The organism is Acinetobacter sp. GFQ9D191M (genome assembly GCF_011174875.1).
Taxonomy (GTDB): Bacteria; Pseudomonadota; Gammaproteobacteria; order Pseudomonadales; family Moraxellaceae; genus Acinetobacter.
Genome location: NZ_JAALGV010000040.1, coordinates 17,632 through 21,180, shown reverse-complemented (window position 1 = coordinate 21,180; position 3,549 = coordinate 17,632). Strand labels below are relative to the sequence as shown.

The 3,549-nt window shown below is 42.9% G+C and carries 3 protein-coding genes; 2 read left to right on the top strand and 1 reads right to left on the bottom strand.

Annotated elements, in window-relative coordinates; genetic code table 11:
- Positions 1–53: 53 nt before the first annotated feature.
- Positions 54–926, bottom strand: a complete 873-nt coding sequence (locus G5T77_RS07475) for an ATP-binding protein (protein WP_166138612.1) — start codon at positions 924–926, stop codon at positions 54–56.
- A gap of 189 nt (positions 927–1,115) precedes the next feature.
- On the opposite strand from G5T77_RS07475, the gene G5T77_RS07470 reads away from it, so the two are divergent.
- Together G5T77_RS07470 and G5T77_RS07465 are read left to right on the top strand one after the other, a co-directional pair.
- Positions 1,116–2,624 carry a DUF3336 domain-containing protein gene (locus G5T77_RS07470; RefSeq protein ID WP_166138615.1) on the top strand — a complete coding sequence of 503 codons (1,509 nt, stop codon included), beginning with the start codon at positions 1,116–1,118 and terminating at the stop codon, positions 2,622–2,624.
- Entirely contained in the window at positions 2,587–3,435 is an 849-nt protein-coding gene (locus G5T77_RS07465) for a protein kinase (RefSeq protein ID WP_171521884.1), read from the top strand. The genes G5T77_RS07470 and G5T77_RS07465 overlap by 38 nt, the downstream gene beginning before the upstream one ends.
- Positions 3,436–3,549: the final 114 nt, after the last annotated feature.

Genomic DNA, 3,549 nt, shown 5'->3' with positions numbered 1-3,549 from the left:
TCTTAACTGACTGGCATTACCATCATGGAGCTTTTTTTATTTTGGGAAAGAATTTACAGGGAATTTAACTGCTGCGAACCAATCCAATGTTTAGAGAACTGATAGGCTGCACGACCTGAACGTTGGCCACGTGCCTGACACCAGCGTAATGCTTCAGCACGGGCTTCAGCTGTCATTTGCATATCTGCCTTTTTCAGATAATGCTCGACAATTTCCAGATACAGGTTTTGATCCATCGGGTAGAACGACAGCCATAAACCAAAACGATCCGACAGTGAAATTTTCTCTTCAATTGCTTCCTGTGGATGCAATTCGGTATATTGCGGTACATCCACTTTGGTTACTGGCGTATTTTCATGCATGAATTCCGGTAATAAATGGCGACGATTACTGGTCGCATAAATCACAAAATTACTTGAACCGGACTGTAATGAACCATCTAGCACACTTTTCAGACTGCGATAGTTTTCATCTTCCGCATTGAAGGCCAGGTCATCACAATAGACGATAAACTTTTCCGGACGACCGGCGATCAGTTGCTGAATTTGTGGAAGATCTGACAAATCATCGCGTTCAATTTCAATCAGGCGTAGACCCTGATCTGCATATTCAGTCAATAAGGCACGCACGATCGAAGATTTGCCTGTACCACGAGAGCCAGTCAGTAAGACATCATTGGCAGGTAATCCTTTTAGAAACTGCAAAGTATTCTGAATGACTTTTTCTTTTTGTCGCTCAATGCCTTTTAAATCTGCCAGTTCAATCTGTTTAAGCTGGTGAATGGGTTTGAGTTCCCCAGCCTGCCATTTATAGGCATAAGCAGAAAAATCAGGACTTTGTTTTAATTCAGGCAGGCTTTGCTGGAGCTGGAGAAGAACAGTAGAAAGAGCATTTAAGATATTGTCAGGTAAATCAATTTTCGCCATGATTTGAGCAGTACATTTACAATTATGGCTAGAATACTATCACTGTAAAATTCACAGTCAAAGTCTGGAAAGTGTGATAATTTGCTTAAAGTGGTGAATTTTCGTTATTGTAGTACAAAGAAAATAGATGCCTGTTTTTTGTTCATGGCTGCAGGATGTCTGAAAATTACAATATAGGGAAGAGGGCAGATGCTGTTTAAAGATTTTACTCAGGATATCAATCCACATCAGGCCTATCGTATCAAAAAGCTGAAGCAGCAATTGCAGCAGGCTGAAACTTACGAAGAATGGAAATATATTGCCTTAAAGATCGATGAAGAATCTGGGGCACAAGAATGGAAACTGGATAATAGTTCACCGTATTTTGATGCCGAAGTGATTGCGCATCGACTGGGGAAATTAAAACGTTACCGTCAGCAGAAACGCACTCGTGACCTGATGTATATCCTGCGTGAAGGGCTGAGTTATGATATTGCCAATATTGCCCATCCTTTATTGTTTACCGTCACTTATGTCGGTACTAAAAAAATTATTGAGGATTATGTAGAAGAAGTCAGTCTGGGCCTGGCTTATATTGCTTCTGCACAATGTACCTGTCTGACTCTTGAAGAGAAAATTGAATATTTTGAGCACTGCCAACGTGCTTATGGTCAGCCCGCTTTAATGTTCTCGGGCGGTGCCACACTCGGTTTATTTCATACCGGTGTATGTAAGGCGCTAATGGAACAGGATTTGTTACCTCGAGTGATGTCGGGTTCCAGTGCTGGTGCAATTATGACCGCAATGTTGGGCGTTTCCAAACCTGCGCAGTATGTAGATATTTTAAAAGGCCATAACTTTTTCCATGAAGCTTTTCATTTCCGTACCATGAGTGAATTAATGAAGGGTAATGGTGGTCTGGCGGATGTCAAATACCTGAAAAAATTCCTGATCGAAAACTTGGGAGATATGACCTTTGAAGAAGCATTAAAAACTTCGGGTCTGCATATCAATATTGCGGTTGCTCCTTATGATGCCGCGCAGGATGCCCGGATCATGAATGCCTATACCTCTCCAGATGTACTGGTGTGGAGTGCGGTGCTGGCTTCTTGTGCTGTGCCGATTCTGTTCCCGCCAGTACGTCTCACCAGTAAACGTCATGATGGGCAATATACGCCTTATATGGGCGCAACACGCTGGGTAGATGGTAGTGTCCGTAGTGATTTTCCGCAGGAGAAAATGGCGCGGCTGTACAATATTAATTACACCATCGCCAGTCAGGCCAATCCGCACATTGTGCCATTTATGCAGGATGATATTTCACGCTTCCGTAAAGGGACTTTAAGCTGGCCGAAACGCATTGTACGCCGTCAGAGTGTAGTATTTACCAAAGGAATCATGGATTTTGCCCGTGAGCATGCGGGTAGTTTGCCGCCAGTTCGCCGTTTGCTAGATCATGGTTATGGCGTGGTGGATCAACGTTATTATGGTGATGTGAATATTGTGGGTAAATATAGCCTGCGTCATTATAGCTATATGCTGCAAAATCCTCGTCCGCATTTGTTCAAGGTGCTGCAACGTGAAGGTGAGCGGGCGACCTGGCCAAAAATCTCCCTGATTGAAACTCAGGAGCGGGTAGGTAAAACTATTCAGCATTGTCTGGAACTGCTAAATTATCAGCATGCTCCAGATGCCAAGCAGGAATACATTGTTACTTAACCCCGCCAATCTGCATCAGCTTAACTTCCAGCTTAAGACCAAAGCCCGAAGTCTGGGTTTTGGCCGCCGTCTTTATTATCTAGAATTTAATCCTGAGACCGGGTCAGCATTATGGTTGAAAACCCAGAATCTGGATTCAACGGCTATTTCTCAGCATGCCCAGACTGGCTTAAGTCATGAGCTGGATTTTTATGAAGCTGATGGTAGGAAAGAAGGGCAGGCTTTCATGCTTCCGCATCAAATTATTCGAAAGCCATTTCAGATTGGAAATGAATCTTTCAACCAGGCTTTGATCTTGCCTGATGCGCCAGCGCATTTTGACGTATACCCTAAGCTGTTCTCAATTCAAGAAATTCGCCAGCATATGCTACGAGCATTAGAACCGTTGATAAGCTTACAAGAACTCGGGTATCTGCATGCTGATCTCAAACGAGAGCATTTTGTCATTTATCAGAATCGGGTTTGTTTGATTGATTTTGAGCAGATGCAGCCTCTTAACTCTACCAGCCAAGCAATGAACGCAACGCCTCGTTATATGGCGCCCGAATTGTTCCAAGGGCAAGCCAAGTCGCTACAGAGCGAAGTTTATGCGCTGGGTATCATTTTTTATGAGTGGCTTACAGGGCAACGTTTAGAAGCGACAGATTATCAAGATTGGGCATTATTGCATTGTCAGCATTTTAAACCTGAGCTTCCTGCACAATATCAAGCTTTGCAAAGCCTGTTACAAAATATGCTTCGAAAGCACTCACAGGATAGATTGTCTGATTTCAAAGCCGTAAAACAGGCCTTACTTACTGAAATTGCATGAGAAAAATACAATAAATTGTATATTGTTTTTTATTTAATCAAACGAGTGGTTTTTTCTTAAAAAGAGCTTGTCAGGTGAAATTGATCCCTATAGTATACACAGCCATCGGGGACG

Coding starts and splice junctions, on each gene's coding strand:
- G5T77_RS07470 (WP_166138615.1), top strand. CDS start 1,116: ATGCTGTTTAAAGATTTTACTCAGGATATCAATCCACATCAGGCCTAT.
- G5T77_RS07475 (WP_166138612.1), bottom strand. CDS start 926: ATGGCGAAAATTGATTTACCTGACAATATCTTAAATGCTCTTTCTACT.
- G5T77_RS07465 (WP_171521884.1), top strand. CDS start 2,587: ATGCTCCAGATGCCAAGCAGGAATACATTGTTACTTAACCCCGCCAAT.